12 protein-coding genes and 2 pseudogenes are annotated in these 17172 nt (G+C 73.2%); 7 read left to right on the top strand and 7 right to left on the bottom strand.

Annotation, left to right across the window (positions count from 1 at the left end; translation table 11 throughout):
* Positions 1-109: 109 nt before the first annotated feature.
* Positions 110-1321 carry a hypothetical protein gene (locus tag ACFY3N_RS27590; RefSeq protein WP_390819442.1) on the bottom strand — a complete coding sequence of 404 codons (1212 nt, stop codon included), beginning with the start codon at positions 1319-1321 and terminating at the stop codon, positions 110-112.
* A 296-nt stretch (positions 1322-1617) separates the two neighbouring features.
* On the opposite strand from ACFY3N_RS27590, the gene hemB reads away from it, so the two are divergent.
* Positions 1618-2619, top strand: coding sequence for a porphobilinogen synthase (gene hemB / locus ACFY3N_RS27585; protein ID WP_390819441.1), 1002 nt, complete (start codon positions 1618-1620; stop codon positions 2617-2619).
* Here hemB and ACFY3N_RS27580 read toward each other — a convergent pair.
* Positions 2613-3323, bottom strand: coding sequence for a DUF4232 domain-containing protein (locus ACFY3N_RS27580; protein ID WP_390819440.1), 711 nt, complete (start codon positions 3321-3323; stop codon positions 2613-2615). The two genes, hemB and ACFY3N_RS27580, sit on opposite strands and share 7 nt — an antisense overlap.
* Positions 3324-3536: 213 nt before the next feature.
* On the opposite strand from ACFY3N_RS27580, the gene ACFY3N_RS27575 reads away from it, so the two are divergent.
* The gene (locus tag ACFY3N_RS27575) at positions 3537-5099 is read left to right on the top strand and encodes a helix-turn-helix domain-containing protein (RefSeq protein WP_390819439.1); all 1563 of its coding nucleotides are present in this window, start codon (positions 3537-3539) and stop codon (positions 5097-5099) included.
* Positions 5100-5271: 172 nt separating this feature from the next.
* Here the strand turns inward: ACFY3N_RS27575 and ACFY3N_RS27570 are convergent, their stop codons facing one another.
* Entirely contained in the window at positions 5272-5841 is a 570-nt protein-coding gene (locus ACFY3N_RS27570) for a sigma-70 family RNA polymerase sigma factor (protein WP_390819438.1), read from the bottom strand.
* Positions 5842-6451: 610 nt separating this feature from the next.
* On the opposite strand from ACFY3N_RS27570, the gene ACFY3N_RS27565 reads away from it, so the two are divergent.
* The 3 genes and pseudogenes from ACFY3N_RS27565 to ACFY3N_RS27555 form a co-directional block, all read left to right on the top strand.
* On the top strand, positions 6452-6808 hold the full coding sequence (locus tag ACFY3N_RS27565; RefSeq protein WP_390819437.1) for a peptidase inhibitor family I36 protein: 357 nt from the start codon (positions 6452-6454) through the stop codon (positions 6806-6808).
* A 445-nt stretch (positions 6809-7253) separates the two neighbouring features.
* On the top strand, positions 7254-8087 hold the full coding sequence (locus ACFY3N_RS27560) for an alpha/beta fold hydrolase (protein ID WP_390819436.1): 834 nt from the start codon (positions 7254-7256) through the stop codon (positions 8085-8087).
* Positions 8088-8267: 180 nt separating this feature from the next.
* A pseudogene (locus ACFY3N_RS27555) lies at positions 8268-8502 on the top strand (IS5/IS1182 family transposase); the annotation flags it as partial.
* A 35-nt stretch (positions 8503-8537) separates the two neighbouring features.
* On the opposite strand, the gene ACFY3N_RS27550 reads toward ACFY3N_RS27555, so the two are convergent.
* Positions 8538-11717, bottom strand: coding sequence for a BTAD domain-containing putative transcriptional regulator (locus ACFY3N_RS27550; RefSeq protein WP_390819435.1), 3180 nt, complete (start codon positions 11715-11717; stop codon positions 8538-8540).
* Between the two features lie 622 nt (positions 11718-12339).
* Here ACFY3N_RS27550 and ACFY3N_RS27545 point away from each other — a divergent pair.
* The gene (locus ACFY3N_RS27545; protein WP_390819434.1) at positions 12340-13488 is read left to right on the top strand and encodes a serine hydrolase domain-containing protein; all 1149 of its coding nucleotides are present in this window, start codon (positions 12340-12342) and stop codon (positions 13486-13488) included.
* Positions 13489-13987: 499 nt separating this feature from the next.
* Here the strand turns inward: ACFY3N_RS27545 and ACFY3N_RS27540 are convergent, their stop codons facing one another.
* Complete coding sequence (locus ACFY3N_RS27540) at positions 13988-14701, bottom strand: AAA family ATPase (RefSeq protein WP_390819432.1); 714 nt, start codon at positions 14699-14701, stop codon at positions 13988-13990.
* Positions 14702-14872: 171 nt separating this feature from the next.
* On the opposite strand from ACFY3N_RS27540, the pseudogene ACFY3N_RS27535 reads away from it, so the two are divergent.
* Positions 14873-15450: pseudogene (locus ACFY3N_RS27535) on the top strand (aminotransferase class I/II-fold pyridoxal phosphate-dependent enzyme); the annotation flags it as partial.
* 31 nt (positions 15451-15481) lie between these two features.
* Here the strand turns inward: ACFY3N_RS27535 and ACFY3N_RS27530 are convergent.
* Positions 15482-16294: a helix-turn-helix domain-containing protein gene (locus ACFY3N_RS27530; protein ID WP_390819431.1), complete on the bottom strand. Its 813-nt coding sequence runs from the start codon at positions 16292-16294 to the stop codon at positions 15482-15484.
* Positions 16291-17130, bottom strand: coding sequence for a peptidoglycan-binding protein (locus ACFY3N_RS27525; RefSeq protein WP_390819430.1), 840 nt, complete (start codon positions 17128-17130; stop codon positions 16291-16293). Before ACFY3N_RS27525 ends, ACFY3N_RS27530 begins: the two co-directional genes overlap by 4 nt.
* Positions 17131-17172: the final 42 nt, after the last annotated feature.

Genomic DNA, 17172 nt, shown 5'->3' with positions numbered 1-17172 from the left:
GTCCGCGTTCCGGCCGCCGGCCGCCGGCCGTCGCCGCGACCGCCGACACGGCTCGGCGGCGACGAGCGCAGGCGCGTGTGCGGCCCGAACCCACGCCCGCCGGTGGGGCTCAGCCGCCGGTCCTCCCGACGTGGACCGCACGGGCGCGGGTCACGAAGGGGCGGGAGAGGAGCGTGACGGCGAGGGAGAGCACGGCCAGGGCGGTGATCGTCGGGCCGGGGGCGAGGTACTGGGCGAGGGCGCCGGCGAGCGCGGCGCCGAGGCCCTGCCAGGTCATGCGCCCCGCGGACTCGACGCCCTGGACCTGGCCGCGGACCGGGTCGGGGGTCAGCTCCAGGAGCCGTTCCTGGAGGGGGAGGGTGGCGGCGAAGCCGACGCTCGCCACGAACACGGCGGCCGCCGCCACCGGCAGGGGAGGGTGGAGGACGAACAGCAGGTAGGGGGCGGCGAGCAGCAGGCGCAGGGGGAACGCGCAGCGGTCCCGGAGGGCGGCGCTGAGGAGCCGGCCGACGGTCAGGTCGCCGAGGAGCATGCCCGCGGACCCGGCGGCCAGGAGGACGCCCGCGTGGCCGGGGTCGTAGGAGAGGAACAGGGCCTCGCAGCCGACGACCAGGCCGTTGGGGACCCACAGGTTCAGCAGCAGTGCGCGCGGGCCGGAGCGGGAGAGGAGCGCGGTGTTCGCCGTCCAGGTCTCGCGCAGGCCGGGGCGGCGGGGCGGGCGGATCGAGCGTTCCCGGACGGTCGCCGCCACCACGGCCAGTGCGGCGCCGGTCAGGGCCGTCGCGGCGACGAAGACCTCCTGCGGGCTCAGGTACCGCAGCAGTACGGCGCCGAGCGCGTAGCCGAGGACGGCCGTGCCGCCCGAGGTGATGTTCATCAGCGAACGCGCCGGGACGTACGCGGAGGCCGGCACCACCTCGGCGAGCAGCCCCATGCGTGTTCCGGTGCCCAGGGACTGGAAGAAGCCCAGGACCAGGAGGAGACCGAAGCGGGCGGCCAGGGGCAGTCCCGGCACCGCCTGTGCGGCGACCCCCGCCAGCGAGACGCACTGGAGCGCGACGAGGGTGCGGCGGGGGCGGTTCCCGTCCGCGACCGACATCAGCGTCATCGCGCCGAGCACGGTCGCGAAGGTGGCGCCGTACATGCTCACGGCCGTCAGGAACGGGGAGCCGGTCCGCCGGTCGACCAGCGTGCCGAGGGCGAAGCCCGAGAGGGTGCTCGCGGCGACCGTGAGGGTGAAGCTCGCGTACAGGCCGGCGAACTCCCGGTTGCGGAGCAACGCGCGGTAGGTGGTGGTGGGTTCGGAGGTGTCGGAAGGCATGAAAAAAGCCTCCGGACGCTCCCGTGGGGGCGCCGAAGGCCGACGTGGTGATTATAGCGCTCGGCCCGGAGCGACGCGGGTGGTTCCGGCCCTGCCGGACCCGCCGCGAGGCCACGACCGGTGGCCGGACGGGTGGGGGAGGTGGCCGGACGGTGGAGTGGCGGCCCGTCTCCTGCGGGGCGATCGACGCCACCACCGGTCGCGCCGGTGGTGGTGGCGACCCACGCGGGCCGCGGAGGCCCGGGCCGACTCCGCGTCGGCAAAGGCACGCGGGGGGCGGGCGTAGCGTAGGTGGCATGACGACGTACGGATCCTTCCCCGGCACGCGGCCGCGGCGTCTGCGTACCACCCCCGCCATGCGGCGCATGGTCGCCGAGACCCGGCTGCACCCCGCCGACTTCATCCTCCCGGCCTTCGTGCGCGAGGGCGCGGGTGAACCCGTGCCGATCTCGGCGATGCCGGGGGTCGTGCAGCACACCCGGGACAGCCTGAAGAAGGCGGCGGCCCAGGCCGTGGCGGCCGGGATCTCCGGGATCATGCTGTTCGGCGTGCCGGAGGAGTCCAAGAAGGACGCGATCGGGACGCCCGGCACCGACCCGGACGGGATCCTCCAGGTGGCCCTGCGGGACGTGCGGGCCGAGGTCGGGGACGACCTGCTCGTCATGTCCGACCTGTGCCTCGACGAGACGACCGATCACGGCCACTGCGGGGTCCTCGACGAGCAGGGGCGCGTCGACAACGACGCCACGCTGGAGCGGTACGCCGAGATGGCCCAGGTGCAGGCCGACGCGGGCGCCCACGTCGTCGGGCCGAGCGGGATGATGGACGGGCAGATCGCGGTCATTCGCGACGCGCTCGACCAGATCGGCCGGGAGGACGTGGCGATCCTCGCCTACACCGCCAAGTACGCCTCCGCCTTCTACGGGCCGTTCCGGGAGGCCGTCGCCTCCTCGCTGCAGGGCGACCGCAAGACGTACCAGCAGGACCCGGCGAACGTCCGCGAGTCGATGCGCGAGCTGGCGCTCGACCTGGAGGAGGGCGCCGACATGGTGATGGTGAAGCCGGCGGGCCCGTATCTGGACATCCTCGCGCGGGTCGCGGACTCGGTGGACGTGCCGGTGGCGGCGTACCAGATCTCCGGTGAGTACTCGATGATCGAGGCCGCCGCCGAGAAGGGCTGGATCGACCGGGACCGGGCGATCCTCGAGACGCTGACCGGCATCAAGCGGGCCGGCGCGCGCAACATCCTCACCTACTGGGCCACCGAGGTGGCCCAGAAGCTGAGCGCCGTTCAGTAGGTGAGGGCCTCGTCCATCGACTGCTGCCAGTACGTCACCGCCATGCTGCTGTCGTAGTACACGCCCTTGGCCGGCAGCGACGGGACCGCGGACGGGCCGCCGCTGCTGTTCGGGGTGCCGCCCTGGAAGCCGACGGTGAGCTCGCGGCCGGTGGTGCCGCCGTCGCCGCTGCCGTCGGCGGCCGACAGGAGCACGCCCGCGTACGCCGTCTCGCCCGGGGCGAGGGTGACCACGGCCTGCGGCTTCGACGCCTCGACGGGCTGCGGCACCCACTGCATCCCGTCGAAGCGGAGCACCGGGTAGTAGGGGAGGTCGCAGGTCCGCGAACCCGAGTTCTCGACCGTGATCAGCATGTGGTTGACGGGGCGGGGGACCGGCCGGGCCTCGACGGTGGTGTTGGAGCCGTTGCAGGTGACGCGGGCCTGCGAGGCGTCGTCGGCGGAGCCCTTCGTGTCACCGTCGGCCTTGCCTCCGGTGCCGGTGCCTCCGGTGCCGGTGTCCTTGTTCCCGGTCCGGGAGGGCTTGTCCGAGGCGGAGTCGTCCTTCGCGGAGCCCGAGGGCGTGTCCGTGGTCGCCGTCGCGCTCGGCTGTGACGTGCCGGCGCCCTCGTCCTCGGTGCCCGTGCCGTCCTCGCACGCCGTGAGGGCGAGGGCGGCGAGGGCGGCTCCGGTGGCGGCGAGCAGACGGATGCGGGACGTACGCATGGCGAATTCCTGTTCGTGAGTACGGCTTCGGGGTGACCGCTCGACCGGGGACCGGGAGCGGCGTGCTTGGATGACCAGAGCTTGTTCGGTGATCCGTCCCGGTCGCCAGGTCTGGCGGGGCATCCGGGACGCTGGAACGCTCATACCGCTGTCGACCTGGGGAAACGACCATTCCCTGGAATGGCGGAATGGGACGCGGGGGTGGGAGGAACGGTGTCGCAGGACACGGCGGCGGCGGAGTTCGCCGCACGGTTGAGGGAGCTGAAGGAGCGGTCCGGGCTGAGCTACGGGGTGCTCGCCAAACGGCTCCACATGAGTACGTCGACCCTGCACCGGTACTGCAACGGCGACGCGGTGCCGGTGGAGTACGCGCCGGTGGAGCGGCTGGCCCGGCTGTGCAGGGCGAGCCCCGGGGAACTGGTCGAGCTGCACCGCCGGTGGGTGCTGGCGGACGCGGCACGGGGACGGAAGGGGGCGCCGTCGGAGGGGGCGGCGCCCGCCGGGGACACGGCGTCCGTGGGGGAAGGGACGTCCGCGGGCGCACCGGCACCCGCGGGCGAACCGGCGAAGGACGCCGCGGTGGCCCGGGACCAGGACGCGGCGGTCCGGGACCAGGACGCGGCGGTCCGGGACCAGGACGCGGCGGTCCGGGACCAGGACGCGGCGACCCGGGACCAGGACGCGGCGACCCGGGACCAGGACGCGGACGGCCGCCCGGTGGCCGGGCGGCCGGCGCCGGGGCAGCCCGCGGCCGAGGGCCCGGCGGGGACCCGGGAGGCCGAGATTCCGGCGGTCACCGGCCCCGGCGAGGTCCGCACCCGTCCCCGCCGTATCCGTACCCGTACCGCCGTCCTCGCGGGGATCGCCGTGGCCGCCGTGCTCGGCGGGGTCACGCTCGCCCTGGGTCTGCCGGACGGTGGCGACGGGGGCGGGGGCGACCGGAAGGACACGGCGGGAACCGCGACCCTCGACGCCGGGGCGGACGGCAACAAGGACGTCACCGCGTCACCGTCCGTCTCCGTCTCCGCCTCCGCGTCCCCCTCCACCTCCGCGTCGGCTTCCCCGTCCGCGAAGGCCGAGGAGACACCCCGCACCCCGGCCACTGCCTCCGCCGCCCCGGCGGATGGCGGTGACGGGGGCGCCGCGCCGCTGACCGTGCAGGCCAACCCGTACGCGTGGCAGGCCCCCTGCGCGCACCGGTATCTGATCAACAGGCCGGCGAGCGAGGTGGAACCGCCGCCGCAGGAGCCGGGCGCGGCGGCGTGGGCCAGTGCGTTCGGGGCCGTCTCGTCGGGGGAGCAGTACGTGCAGCTCACCGTGCAGGGGACCGGGGACGAGACGGTGGTCGTGCAGGGACTCACCGTGCGAGTGGCGGGCAAGCGGTCGCCGCTCCCCTGGAACGACTTCGTGATGGGCTACCCCGGTGTGGGCTGCGGCGGCAACGTGCCCACGCGTTCCTTCACGGTCGCCCTCGACGCCGCGCGCCCGGTCGTGACCCCGGCGTCCGGGCAGCGGAACTTCCCGTTCTCGGTGAGCGAGTCGGACCCCGAGGTCTACTACGTCACGGCCGGCACCGCCGCGTACGACGTGAGCTGGTACCTGGAGCTGAGGTGGTCCAGCGGCTCCCGCAGCGGCACCCTCACCGTGGACGACAAGGGGCGCCCCTTCCGCACCAGCGGCAACGACGGGCGACCGGCGTACGAGTTCCCGCTGGGCGGCGAGGAGTGGGTCCCGGAGGGCACGACCACGTCCGACCAGGGCGTGTCCGACGAGTGATCTCTGCGAAGCCTCGGTGCCCGAGGCCGGAGGAGGGGGCATGGGGACCGAGCCGGAACTGTGCTCGGGGCGACCCGCGCGAAAGGGGGCGTCCCGGGACGCCTTGCTGCGGGGTTCCCACGAGCACGGGGACCCGGCCGGACGTCACGGCCCGCACTCCGCCGGGCCGTGACTACACCCCGGACACCCCCCGCCTCTCCAGCGCCTTCCGCAGCGCCCGCACGGCGTAGAAGGCGCGGCTCTTGACGGTGCCGGGCGGGATGCCGAGGTGCTCGGCCGCCTGGGCCACGCTGTATTCCAGGTAGTACATGACCCGGATGACGGTCCGCTGCTGCTCGTTCAGTTCCCGCAGCGCCTCCAGCACCATGTGGGAGGTGAGAGTGGAGTCCGTGCCGTCCCAGGCAGCGTCCCACTCCTCGACCGGCATCAGCTCCAGCGGCCGTACCCGCCGGGCCCGGTAGTGGTCGAAGACGAGGTTCCTGACCACAGTGAGCAGCCACGGCCGGACGTGCTCGCCACGGGTGCCCAGGAACCGGGCGTGCTTCCAGGCACGGGTCGCCGTCTCCTGGAGGATGTCCTCCGCCTTGTGCCAGTCACCGTCCAGCAGTCGCACGGCGTACCGGACGAGCAAAGGCCCGTACCGCTCGTAGATGTCCTGGACGAAGGCGTCGCAGTCGGGGGCCGACGCGACGTGCCGGGTGTCCGCCCGCGCTGGAGCGAGGGTGGCGGTCCCTGTCGCCATGGTCCCGTTCATGGGTGGTGCCCCATCCTGTTCAAGTGTTCTGTGGCCCGTTTCCCGCACGGGCGGGGAAGTGGGTCAACACTCTCCGGAGGACCTTGGCCAAACCTTTTCGGCTCCTTGCCGTGCCGGGCTGCCGTTTCCTGTCGCCGGCCCCGGTCTCGTCTCGCGCCCGGCGCGGCGGTGCTTCGAGCCGGCTCTCAGGCGCATCGGAAGGGCACGGACCGGCCGGGCGGGCACGCCCCACCGGCGTGCGGCCGGCATCCGTCGGACGGACGCCGTGCACCGGGGCCACGCCGCCCCGGTGCACGGGCGGCTCCCTGCTCCCGCCCGCACCGCAGATGCCGCGGGCGAGGGCCCGCAACGCCGCCATCGGTGCTTCCCCGCCACCGAAGGCCTGCCGCCGGTGGTCCGCCGCACGAGACGCAAGGCCGCGAGGCCGCGAGATGAACCGGCGCGTTGTTCCGGGCGTTCACAGGAGAGGGACGCACATTCGGGGAGCACAGCGCGTGGTCCCCGCGACGGATTCTGCGCCGGGCCTTCCGAGAAGCGCTCCTGCACCCACACCGTCCCGGCGTTCCCCCCGGTTGTCGAATCATGAAGAGGAACATCTGTGATCGGTTCACGCTTTCGCCGCGTCCTGCTGTCCGGAGCGGTGCTCGCCGGCGCCCTGGTGACGCTCAACGCCCCGGCGGCGCAGGCCCACTACAGCCAGTGCCCCTCCGGGCACTTCTGCGTCTGGCAGCACAGCAGCTACGAAGGCCGCTTCTTCTCGAGCGACCGTGACACGGCCAACGTCGGCAGCTACATGAACGACCGCACCACCTCGGTCTGGAACCGGACCAAGCGCACCGTCTGCATGTACCGGCACGAGAACTACGGTTACCCCATGGGGTGTTACGGGCCCGGCGGCTCAGTCGCGGCTCTGCCGATCCACAACGACGAGCTGACCAGCTTCCGGTTCGCGTAATCCCGGCTTGCCGGGGCGGAGGTTGTCGCCCGACCGCGGATGTGGTGCACCGCCCGGTCGTGGCCGGGCGGGACCGGGACGGCCGGGGTGACTCCTTCGGGCAGGTCGACGCCCCGGCTCGCCCCTCCTGTGCCGCCGGGTTCACCAGGCCATGCGGCGGCACGAGGCCCGGGCCGCCCTCGGTCCGGGTCGCTGAGCGGTCCGGGCCGTACCGGTGAACCGGACCTGACCTTGGAACGTAGGGCATGAAGAAGACGCCCGCACTCCGGCAGCCGGGTCGGAGCGAAGCTCTGACACCCGGTGCCGGCCGCGAAGAAGAAGGCGGCCCGCACGGTCCGCCGACCGGCGGTTGCGCTCCGCACCGTCATCTCCCCCCACCACGGTCGTAACCGTCACCCGACACCGCCACCACCGGATCCGTCCACAACGGAAGGCAGCAACCACCATGCCGTTCATCACCGTCGGCCAGGAGAACACCACCGACATCGAGCTCTACTACGAGGACCACGGCACCGGGCAGCCGGTCGTGCTGATCCACGGCTACCCCCTCGACGGGCAGTCCTGGGAGAAGCAGTCCGCGGCCCTGCTGGAGGCCGGCTACCGCGTCATCACCTACGACCGGCGCGGCTTCGGCCGTTCCGGCCGGCCCACCACCGGCTACGACTACGACACCTTCGCCGCCGACCTGAACACCCTCCTGGAGACCCTCGACCTGCGCGACGCCGTCCTCGTCGGCTTCTCCATGGGCACCGGTGAGGTCGGCCGCTACCTGGGCACCCACGGCTCCGCGCGGATCGCCAAGGCCGCCTTCCTCGCCTCCCTGGAACCCTTCCTGCTCAAGACCGACGACAACCCGGACGGCGTCGACGGCAGCGTCTTCGAGGGCATCGAGCGGGCCGTCACCGCCGACCGCTACGCCTACTTCACCGCGTTCTACCAGGACTTCTACAACCTGGACGAGAACCTCGGCACCCGGATCGGCGAGGAGGCCGTGCGCCACAGCTGGAACACCGCCGCCGGCGCCTCCTGGTACGCCTCCCTGGCCTGCGTGGCCACCTGGACCACCGACTTCCGCACCGACATCGCCAAGATCGACGTCCCCGCGCTGATCCTGCACGGCACCGCCGACCGCATCCTGCCGATCGAGTCCACCGGCGAGCCGTTCCACCGGGCGCTGCCGCAGGCCGAGTACGTCGTCGTCGAGGGCGCCCCGCACGGCCTGCTGTGGACCCACGCCCAGGAGGTCACCGACGCCCTGCTCGCCTTCCTCGCCAAGTGAGCAGCGACGCCCGGACCCTTCCCGCCGGCCGGTGAACCGCACGCGCTCGTCGGGGCCGACGGCGAACGCGAGCAGGACGGGACGACGCCCGGGCGGTACACATCCGCTCCCCGACGGCCGGTCACATGAGGGCCGGCCGCGGGCAGGACGATTCACCCATGGCCGGACGGGTGAATCGTCCTGGTCCCCGTCCGCGGCCACGGAGCCGCCGAGCAGCCGGAGCACCACCGCCGTCGCACCGGCCCCCAGGTCGTCGGCACGGCACCCGACTCGTCGTCGTCGGCCGACCGTGGCCGGCGACCGCAACGACTGCAGGGCAGGAGATCCGTCCGGTGCCAAGGACGCCGCCGGCCGTGCCACGGTGATCGCGGACGGCGGCCGCCGGGGCACCGGCCCGGTCCTCCCGCACCGCCGACGATCCGCCCCGGCGGCGGGGGCGGGCGGCAACTCCTATTCCTGTCTTGAGGCATGGAGCCCGCGCGCAGGATCTCCCGGAGTCGGGAGCCGATGGCTGCCGACGGCCCTCTCCGGCGCGGTGGGTGCGGAGTCCGCCTCGGCGTCCAGTGTGGTGAGCCGGTCCCGGACCTGCTGGGCGCTGTGGGACAGCGCCTGCCGTTCGGCGGCGGCGAGCGCACGCACCCAGTGCGCTCGGGCGGCCTCCCGGTCTCCCATGGCCAGGCGGGTGTCGCCCAGTCGCATCTGCACGCCGACGGCGTTCCTGTGGTCGCCCAGTTCCTCGAACGCCTCCAGCGCCCGTCGGTAGCTGGCCAGCGACTCCTCGTACCGGCCGAGCTGACGGAGGGGGTAGGCCAGGACGTCCCAGCCCTGGGCCTGCTGCCATGGGGCGTCCAGGCGCTGGTACAGGGCGCCGGCCTCCTCGCCGTACGCGAGACTCTTCTCGAGCTGTCCCAGGTTGGCGTACAGCCAGGCGAGTTCGACGAGGCATTCGGCCAGCCACAGCTCGTCCCCCATCTCCCGGGACAGTACGAGTCCTCGCTCGGAGGACGCCACGGCCTCCTGGATCCGGCCGAACAGATACAGCGCACACGCCTTGCAGTAGTGGGCGCGGGCCTGTTCGCCCACTGCGTCGAGTTCTTCGAAGAGCGTGGTGGCTTGCTGCAGGTGGTGCAGGGCCTGTTCCTGGTGCCCCAGGTAGCCGTGGATGCTGCCGAGGTCGCGTAGACAGCGGCCTTCCTCCATGCGGTCGCCGCGGCGTCGGGCCACTTCCAGGGCGGGGGTCAGCGCGGTGATGGCCTCCGGCCAGAACTCCCGGCGGTACAGGTACTCCTTCAGCGACCAGGCCAGTCCGGTGATGTGGTGGTCCAGCCTCCGGCTGACGGCGATGTGCAGCAGGCCGCTCAGCACCCGGTGCTCGGCGGCGAACCACCGGTTCGCCTGTTCCACGGTGGTGAGATCCTCCGGAGCGGCACCCGGGCTCGGTGAGCCGAGGTCGAGTTCGGGCAGTGAGTCCTGTTTGAGCAGCCGGTTGGCTTCACGGGCCGTGAACATGTAGTGGTCCAGGACCCGGAGCGTGGCGCGGTGGCGTTCGTCGGCGTCATGGGTGTGGGTGAGTTCGGTGGCGTAGCCGCGCAGCAGGTCGTGGAGGGCGAACCGGCCTGGCAGAGGCTGTTCGACGAGGCAGGAGCGGGTCAGTTCGGCGAGCATGCGGCGGGTTTGGGGGAAGGGGAGTCCGGCGAGGCCGGCGGCGGCAGGGGCGGTGATGTCGGGCCCGGGGTGGAGGGCGAGGAGGCGGAAGAGGCGGGCGGCGGGCCCGTCCAGGGACCGGTAGGACCAGGAGAACACCGCCCGGACGTCGGTGGTGGTGTCGAAGCCGGTGAAGGCGTCCAGGCCGCCGTGGGAGTGCCGCAGGTCGTCGGCGACGGTGTGCAGGGGGAAGGCCGGTTCGAGTTCGGCGCGGGCGGCGACCACGGCCAGTGCCAGGGGCAGCCGTCCGCACAACCGGATGATGTCGGCCGTGGCGGTGGGCTCGGCTGCCAGGCGCTCCGCCCCCAGTCGTCGTTCGAGCGTCTGCCGGGCCTCGGCCTGTGAGGGCAGCGCGAGGGCAAGGGGTTTGGCTCCGTCGGCCGCGATCAGACCCGGGAGCTGGTTGCGGCTGGTGACCAGGGTGAGACAGCCGGTGCCCGCGGGCAGCAGGGGGCGGACCTGCTGCTCGTCGCGGGCGTTGTCCAGGACGAGGAGGACGCGTCGGTCGGCCAGGAGGCTGCGGAACAGTGTGCTGCGGCCGGCGGTGTCCTCGGGTATGCGCTGGGCGGAGACGCCGAGAGCGGTGAGGAAGCCGTGCAGCGCGTCGCCGGGTTCCACGGCGGGCGCGTGCGGGTGGAATCCACACAGATTGACGAAGAGCTGCCCGTCGGGGAAGGAGGACGCGAGGTGGTGGGCGTGATGGACGGCGAAGGTGGTCTTGCCGACACCGGGGGCGCCGCTGATGACGACGAGGGGAGCACCGGCCGGTCCCGGCCGCCCGGGCGTGCCGCTCACGGCGGACAGCCATGCGCTCTCAGTCGTCCGTCCGGCGAACACCGGCAGGTCACCGGGCAGTTGCATCGGGCGCGCCAAGGGCGACGGCTCACTTCCACCGCCGTCCCCGATCGGGCGGTCGCTCGCACCGGACGGGTCCACCGCACCGGCGGTCGTGCCGGACGGCGTCGCACCGGCGGCCGGTTCGGAAGACGTGGCATCGTGGGCCGCGGCGACGGGCCGAGCGCCGAGGGGTGCGGTTCCGCCGTGTTCCTCCTGTGCCCCGGGCCCTGCCGGTCGGCTCGGATCACGGCTGTCCGCGGTGCCGGCCGCCGGGTCCGCGGCCTTCGCCGTCCCAGGCAGGAGCAGTGGCGGCAGGTCGTGGCGGAGGATGCCGTCGTGCAGGGCGCGCAGGGGAGGGCCGGGTTCGAGGCCGAGTTCGTCGGCGAGGTGCCGGCGCAGGTCCGTGTAGCGCTGCAGCGCCTCGGGGTGGCGGCCGGCCAGGTACAGGGCGCGCAGCAGCAGGGCCCAGCCGGTCTCTCGCAGGGGATGCCGCGAGGTCAGTTCCTGGGCGCTGTCCACGGCTTCGGTGATCCGCCCGTCCAGGAGGAGAGCGGTGGTGCGGATCTCCCGGACGCTCTGTCGCAGCTCCTCCAGGCGCGCGGCTTCGTGGGCGGCGAACAGGTGGTGCGCGGCATCGGCCAGCGCGGCGCCGCGCCACATGTTCAGGGCCCGTTCGGTTTCCTCCACGGCGCGGCCGGGCCGGCCCTGGTCCAGCAACCGGCGGGCCTGGGCGACGGCCCGCCCGAAGCGCACGGTGTCCCGGCTCTCGGGCGGGACGCGCAGGGCGTAGCCGGCGGGTTCGGTGACCAGTACCTCGAACGGTCGCCGCCCCCGCAGATGCGCGGGTTCCAGGACCGCGCGGACCTTGCTGACGTGGGCGTGCAGGGAGGCCGTCGCCCCGTCCGGTGTCCCTCCCGGCTGTGGGGACCACAGCTCCTCGCACAGCGTCTCGGGGGCGACCGCACAGCCGTCCGAGAGCAACAGCCGGATCAGCAGCAGACGCTGTTTGCGCCGCCCCGGATCCAGCACCGTGCCCGCCCGCCGCACCACCAGCGGACCCAGCAGCCCGAACTCGAGCTCATGTTCCACAACCGTCACCGTTTCCACTCGGCACCCCGCTCAACGATGTCACCCCCGCACGCGTATGACCCAAGGGCACGTGAGCGACCCGCTCCGGCCGCGGGATCGTTCGTGCCGTTCCCGCGGCGTCCGGGAAAGATCATCTGTGATGGACCTCCCCGCTGTTCACGGCACCGCCCGGTGCGGGCCCTGCCGGGGCCCGTGAGCGGGCATGCGCCGGGTGGCCCGGGACGAACCCATCCTGGCCGACGGCTGCGATCGCCACCACGCCGACCCGTCCTCCTGTCCGCGGCTCCTCCGGGCTCTCGGCCCGCTCGCCCACACGTCCGGGCCACCGGCCGCGACGTGACGACACGGCCGGCCGGCGGACCGACCGGCCGACGGCCTCTCGGGCTTCCCGTGCCGAACGGCCCGGGAAGAAGGCGTGGGGCACGCGCCCCCTTCCGGTGGGAGTCCGACGGGGGCGGGCCGGACCACCTGAATGATCACTTACGGGTGGACCCCGCGCAGGAGGGTCCTCCACGAAGCCGCCCTTCGAACCGCCGTTACAGGGCGTGAACCGGGGGACCGGTCATCTCGTTCAGTGATTGAGCGGATGTCGTCAACAGTTTTCGTCAACAGAGGGAAAAGCATGGTCACCGTCGAAGGAACCAGTACTGCTCGGTTCGCACCGGTCCGAGCGGCACTGGCGGCGCACATCGAGTCCGGCGAGGAGTTGGGGGCGTCGATCGCCGTCGATGTCGACGGCGTCATGGAAGTCGACATATGGGGTGGGCACGCCGACGAGGCACGAACCGTTCCGTGGCAGCACGACACATTGGTCAGCCTGTGGTCGGTCACCAAGACCCTCAGCAGTCTGGCGGCTCTTGTCCTCGTCGACCGGGGAGCGCTGGATCTCCACCGTCCGGTCGCGGAGTACTGGCCCGAATTCGCCGCCCGGGGCAAGCAGGACATAGAGGTGCGGCACGTCCTGGCGCACACCTCGGGTCTCTCCGGCTGGCAGCAGCCCTTCACCATGGACGACCTGTACGACTGGCCCACGGCGAGCACCCGGCTGGCCGAGCAGGCGCCCTGGTGGAAGCCGGGCAGTGCCTCGGGTTACCACATGCAGACCCAGGGCCAGCTCGTGGGAGAGCTCGTCCGGCGGGTCAGCGGCCGTACCCTGACCGAGTTCGTCGACACCGAGATCGCGGGGCCGTCGGAAGCCGACGTCCAGATAGGCGCGCGGGAAGTCGACTGGCAGCGTATCGCCGGGCTGGTGCCGCCGTCGCAGGCCCTCGAAGTACCCGCTGATCTCGATCCCGAGGCGATCTTCACCAAGACGTTGCTGGGGAGCCCGGCCCGGGACGAGCACGTCGACACCCCGCAGTGGCGACGCGCGGAGCTGGGTGCCGTCAACGGACACGGCAACGCACGAGGTGTGGCCCGTGCCCTCTCCGTGATCTCACGACGTGGCGAGGTGAACGGCCTTCGGCTTCTCTCCCCGGACACCGTGGACAGGATCTTCGACGTACAGGCCGACGGAGTCGACCTGTTCCTGGGCGTCCCTGTGCGCTGGGGCATCGGCTACGCGCTCGCCGACCGGAGGACCATGCCGCACATGCCTGCCGGAAAGGTCTGCTTCTGGATCGGCCGGGGTGGTTCGATCGTCATGATGGACCTCGACCGGCGCGTCACGTTCGCGTACACCATGAACCGGCTGGGCGACGGACTTCTCGGCTCGGAACGCACCCACGATTACCTCAGGCACGTCTACGAAGCTCTCGACGCCACGACCTGAAGCGCGTCCGTTCCCGCCCCGGAGGGCTGTCCTGCCCATACCGGGGTGACAGGCGGTGAGAACCCGTGCGGGCCGCGGACTTTGGGGCAGGAGCGGCAGCCGCCCCCGAGAGGCCCCGGCACCGGAGACGACGACGCCGACGCGGCCGGTGTGGGTGCCCGGGCGCCAGAACGTCGCGTCCGTCTCGTGCTCCTCGCGCAACGGGTGGCCGGCCGGGCTCCGGCCGATGCCGAACACGGGGGATCCAGCGGACTCCTCCACCCGCTCGCCGGACTTCGTCCGTGCCACCGGTCGTGCTCCTTCGGTCTGCATCCCGGCACCCACCTCACACCCGGAAACGGACACCGTCGCAGGAGCACCGGCCTGTGGACGGGGTTCGGCGAAGAAGCCGGTCCTGTGGACGGCGGCAGCGATGGTGACGACGCAGCACGGTCAGCGGGCCCGTCGGCCCATGCCGCCTTCCGCGTCGCCCGTGCGACGGGGGCCGAGGGGGACCCGCCTACGGCTCGACGATGTGCCGCAGATAGGTGTGCGGGTCGGCGAGATAGCGGCGCCAGTGATCCACGACCTCGAGCTCCCGCCAGGCGACCCTGCGCATGCCGTGCTCACCGACCTCGATGATGTCCGCGCCCGGCAGTGCGGTCAGCAGCGGGGAGTGCGTGGCGCAGATGACCTGGCCGCCCTCCTTGGCCAACCGGTCGATGTGCCCGATCAGCTCCAGGCACGAGGAGAAGGAGAGCGCCGCCTCCGGCTCGTCGAGAACATAGAGCCCGGCGTGGAGGAACTTCCCGCGGAACGCCGCGAGGAAGCCCTCACCATGGCTGACGTGGTCCGGCGAGAACCCTTCCCTGCCCAGGGCGTCGAGCGCGGTCTCGGCACGCAGGAAGAAGCCCTTGCGGGCCGACCAGCTGGTGGCCATGCGGCGCCCGCGCCCCGGGGCGGCGTCGAATTTCACACGCTCGCCGAGGGCGGACCTGCCGCGCGGGGAGGCGTAGCGCCAGTCGTGGGAACCACCGTAGGAGTCCAGGCCGAACCCCTCCGCCAGCGCCTCGACCAGGGTCGACTTCCCCGAGCCGTTCTCACCGACCAGAAAGGTCACCGGTGCGGTGAACCGCATTCCTTCGTCCAGCAGTTGTCGGACGCAGGGCACCGACCAGGGCCAGGTTCCGTCGTCGTACGAGGAAAGACGGGCATACGCGCGTTCGATGATCACGCGACCAGTGTCACCCGCACCCGGAAAGCGTGGGCGCCCCGCGCAGCCGGTGTCAGTACATCGCGCCCGTTGCCGCCGGGGCTCCGGTCGGTCACGCGACCGTTCCCATGCGTTGCGCGGCGGCACCCTTGAGGCCTCCGGCCCGGACCGGGGCCGCGACCGCACCGGCGTGAAGCAGTCGCCGCCCGGCGCGGACCGTGGATCGTCGAGGACGACCCGTACGGCGAACTGCGCCACGAGGGCGAACGCGTGCCGTGGACCGCCGCCCACCCCGGCGCCGGGGACCGCACCGTGCTGCTCGGCAGCTTCTCCAAGGTCATGGCCCCCGGCCTGCGCCGCGCCTGCGCCGTCGCCAAGCAGGCCCCGACCTGCACACCCCCACCGTCAACCAGCTCGCCGTGGCCCGCTACCTCGCCGACAACGACCTCGACGCCCACGTCCGCCGCGTCGCGGCCGCGTACGGCGCACGCCGCGACGCCATGCTCGCGGGCCTGCCCGGCGCGCTCCCCGAGGGCTCGACCTGGACCCGTCCCGAGGGCGGCATGTTCCTCTGGGCCCGCCTTCCGGAGCCGTACGACACCACGGCCCTGCTCCCCGAGGTGGTCCGGCACGACGTGGCGTACGTCCCCGGCGCCCCCTTCCACGCCGCCGGCCCGGACCGGGCCACGATGCGGCTCTGCTTCGTCACGCAGACACCGGACGAGATCGCGGAGGGGCTGCGGAGGCCGGCGGCGGGATTGCGCGACTGAGGTGCGCCGCCGCGGGGTGCCGCCGCGCGGATCAGCGTACGGTCGCCTCGAAGCACTCCCGCTTCCCCGCGCGGTGGAAGCAGGCCCGTACGACCGTGCCCGGCACCGTCGCGGTCATGGGCGTGTAGAGGTAGGCCTTCGCGTCCAGGACGTCCGCCACCTCGGCGGAACGGGTCGGGCCGGCCGCGGTCATCTCGATGCGGTCGCCCACCGCGGTGGCCCACATGCGGGCCCAGCTCGTCCCGCACCGCCTGCTGTGCCGCAGCTCCAGCCGGGCTCCGGCGGTCGTGCGGTACGAACCGAGGGTGTCCGGGCCGTTGCCGCAGAGCATGTTCATCGGATCCTTGCCCTCGCAGGCGGCGCCCCGGCAGCGTGGCGGCGGCGGGGCGGCCTCGGAGGACGGGGACGCACGCACCGTCCCGGCGGGGCCCGGCTCCAGCAGGGCGGCCGCCGTCACGCCCCCGGCCAGCACGGCCAGCACGGCCGTGAGCACCGCCGTGAGGCGCCACGGCCGAATCCGGGGCGCTCCATCGGGTGGCGGCGCGGGCGGGGGAGCGACAGGGGGCGGTGCGGCTTCGTCCGGCGGGGCATGGGCGGCGCGTCCGCTGTCCGCGGCCTCCGCGATCTCCCACAGCGCCAGGCAGCGCCCGTCCGGCTCGCCCGCCAGCCGGCACAGCGCCCGCACGGCCTCGCGGGGCGGCAGCGTCTCGCCCTTGAGGTAGCGGCCCCAGGAGGACCTGCTGAACGGCGTGCGCTCCTCCAGTCCGGTCAGACTCAGACCGGTGCGCTGCCGCAGGGCCCGCAGCGCGGAGGCCAGTTCCGCACGCTCCGGAGAAGGAGTCATCCCCGCAGGGCCTTCCAGGTGTGCGGGCCGACGATGCCGTCGACGACCAGACCGGCCCGCTTCTGCAGGCGTTTGACGGCCCGCTCGGTCAGCGGGCCGTAGATGCCGTCGATGTCGCCCGGTGGGTAACCCGCCCTGCGCAGCAGGCACTGCGCCTCGGCGACCGCCTTCCCGGCGTGGCCGTTCAGCAGGATCGCCTCCCGGGTCCGGCTGAGCCCCGCGTACCAGCGGCCGTCGACCCGTTCGACCCGGCAGGCGTACGACGGGGCCGACGGCTCGGACGCGGCCCCGGCGGGCGCGGCCGACGACACCGGCGGTGGCTGCGCCCGCTCCTCGTCGTCCCCGGTGATCCGGGTGACCAGGACCAGCGCCGAGGAGACCGCCAGGACCAGGGCCACGACCACCGCGACGACCGCCGTCCGGAAGGAACCGCGGCGTCCGGACTCCTCCGGCACCGGCACCTCCACGGTCCCCCCGGCCCCCGGCACCTCCACGGTCCCCCCGGCCCCCGGCACCTCCACGGTCCCCCCGGCCCCCGCCACCGGCCGGGCCTCCGCCGCCGCGTGCTCTCCCGTCCGCGCCGCCGCCGCGACGTCCCGCAGTGCCAGCAGGCGGACCGGGTCCTCGCCGGTGACCGAGGCGAGCGCCTCGACGGCCTCCCGGGGCGGCAGCGACCTGCCGCCGAGGTACCGCTCCCACGACGACGCGCTGTATCCCGTCTTCGCCGCGAGCTGACGCATGCTCAGCCCGCTGTGGTCCTTGGCCCGCCGTAAGCACACCACCAGCCGCCGCACCCGTGGGTCGAGTTCCGCGGGCAGCTCCTTCCAACGCGACATGCCTTCCCCCACTCGCGTCCGTGGTCCCGTCCCCGCCGCATT

This window comes from Streptomyces sp. NPDC000348, from assembly GCF_042898795.1.
GTDB lineage: Bacteria > Actinomycetota > Actinomycetes > Streptomycetales > Streptomycetaceae > Streptomyces.
Note: the sequence above shows the minus strand (reverse complement) of the source record. Positions and strands in the feature narration are given on the sequence as shown.

What these genes read in the sequence shown, in the direction of transcription:
- ACFY3N_RS27545 (WP_390819434.1), top strand. Translation starts at nt 12,340, where the DNA reads ATGGTCACCGTCGAAGGAACCAGTACTGCTCGGTTCGCACCGGTCCGA.
- ACFY3N_RS27530 (WP_390819431.1), bottom strand. Translation starts at nt 16,294, where the DNA reads ATGACTCCTTCTCCGGAGCGTGCGGAACTGGCCTCCGCGCTGCGGGCC.
- ACFY3N_RS27560 (WP_390819436.1), top strand. Translation starts at nt 7,254, where the DNA reads ATGCCGTTCATCACCGTCGGCCAGGAGAACACCACCGACATCGAGCTC.
- ACFY3N_RS27580 (WP_390819440.1), bottom strand. Translation starts at nt 3,323, where the DNA reads ATGCGTACGTCCCGCATCCGTCTGCTCGCCGCCACCGGAGCCGCCCTC.
- ACFY3N_RS27590 (WP_390819442.1), bottom strand. Translation starts at nt 1,321, where the DNA reads ATGCCTTCCGACACCTCCGAACCCACCACCACCTACCGCGCGTTGCTC.
- ACFY3N_RS27525 (WP_390819430.1), bottom strand. Translation starts at nt 17,130, where the DNA reads ATGTCGCGTTGGAAGGAGCTGCCCGCGGAACTCGACCCACGGGTGCGG.
- hemB (WP_390819441.1), top strand. Translation starts at nt 1,618, where the DNA reads ATGACGACGTACGGATCCTTCCCCGGCACGCGGCCGCGGCGTCTGCGT.
- ACFY3N_RS27570 (WP_390819438.1), bottom strand. Translation starts at nt 5,841, where the DNA reads ATGGCGACAGGGACCGCCACCCTCGCTCCAGCGCGGGCGGACACCCGG.